Source organism: Moorena sp. SIO3I6 (assembly GCF_010672095.1).
Genome location: NZ_JAAHHU010001262.1, coordinates 1 through 1482 on the forward strand (window position 1 = coordinate 1; position 1482 = coordinate 1482).

Here is a 1482-nt window from a genome sequence, read left to right on the forward strand (position 1 = left end):
TCAATTCTTGTCCACTGTTCCGAGATCCGCTGTTCCCTGTTCCCGACAACTGCCGCGAAGTCTAATGTTCACGCTGTAAGTTGTTTTGTAAGAGATTGCAAAACAACTTACCTTGTTGAATGGCATCATCAAGAGCAACATGGGTCAAGGGAATGTCCTCTAACCACTCAGGCGGTAGGTTTTTCTTGCCTGACTCGCTATAGTTTCGTTTTAGGAATGCCATGGCATAGGAGCGGATGTCTAGTGCAGAATGCTTAAAGGGACTATCCCCCACAAAGTTGATCAAATACCAATAGACAAACATAAAGTCGAAGGTGGCTGGATAGGCAACAAAGACCGGTTTACCGGGTAATGCTTGTAGCCAAGCGTGATATGCCTGCATCACCTGTGCTGGAGGCTTTGGGTTGACTCGTGATGCTTCCCAAGCTTCAGGGTTTTCTGACCACCATCTCATGGTGTTGGGATGACCTTGTGCCCCTGGCAAGGGTTCTAGGTTAGCCGTAAAGGTGGCGATTAATTCTTTGTTTGCCCTGAAAGCTGCTGATCCAATGCTGAGCATGGAGTGAGGTCCAGGGATAGGACCATCGGTTTCAATATCCGTGCTGACGTAGATTTCGATTGTCATTTGTTTGCCTATATCAAATATTAACAGGATATTGTTTTGACCTTAACATCTGAGAAAATTTAGGAAAAAAAATTGGTAGTAATGCATACTAAGGATTCAATCAGAACTGTTGAACCTTGAAAACTTTGAACACTGATGGGGTGTTGCTAACGCGCAACAATTCTTCTCGTTATCTGTTGTCAGCTTGGGTTAATGTTAAATGCAGTCTACTGTTGACTTCTGACTGGAAGAATGACTTTCTCATCCTTAACTGTTTCCCTCAAACCCGAAATCACCCTCACCCCTGTTGAGGGAAATATTCTGCTCCAATCTTCAAGCCGTAAGCTGACATTTCATCAACCGGAACCGGGATTAAAAACTGCTCTAGATGCTCTCAAACAGGGAACCCACACCCCCGGGCAACTTCAAACCTTAATCCTAGAAACCGATGGCACACAAGTGCGGGAAAAGTTCGATGCTTACCTGAATCGTCTGATTGAACTGGGCTGGATCTGCCACGCCATCCCCCCCTCATCCCCTGAGCTTTCCCCCCTTGCGATCGCTATTCCCATGGTAGGGGATTATTACTTCGATTGCCCTGAAATTGATTGGGATGCGTTCGCGAAGCGGTTCCAAAGGAACATCGCATTTACCCTCTCTCGCTTCGCCTATCTCCATCAAGTCGAAGGGGAAATGGTATTAGAGTCTCCCCTTACCAAAGGTAAGATTAAATTTTCCGACTGGCGGGGTCCTGGGTTAGTGAGTCAGTTATCTCAACCCCAAACCGCTACTAGCTTAAGTCAGGAAATTCCCGGAATTACTGAAGAGATTGCCCAACAGTTTCTCAGTTTACTGTTTGCGGCCCAGATGTTATCTGA

Annotated in this window: 1 protein-coding gene and 1 pseudogene; one reads left to right on the top strand and one right to left on the bottom strand. The window is 46.1% G+C overall.

What is annotated here, in order from left to right; translation table 11 throughout:
* Positions 1–61: 61 nt before the first annotated feature.
* Entirely contained in the window at positions 62–625 is a 564-nt protein-coding gene (locus tag F6K49_RS48355; RefSeq protein ID WP_293085849.1) for a 3'-5' exoribonuclease, read from the bottom strand.
* 231 nt (positions 626–856) lie between these two features.
* Here F6K49_RS48355 and F6K49_RS48360 point away from each other — a divergent pair.
* Positions 857–1482: pseudogene (locus F6K49_RS48360) on the top strand (dehydrogenase); the annotation flags it as partial.

What these genes read in the sequence shown, in the direction of transcription:
- F6K49_RS48355 (WP_293085849.1), bottom strand. Translation starts at nt 625, where the DNA reads ATGACAATCGAAATCTACGTCAGCACGGATATTGAAACCGATGGTCCT.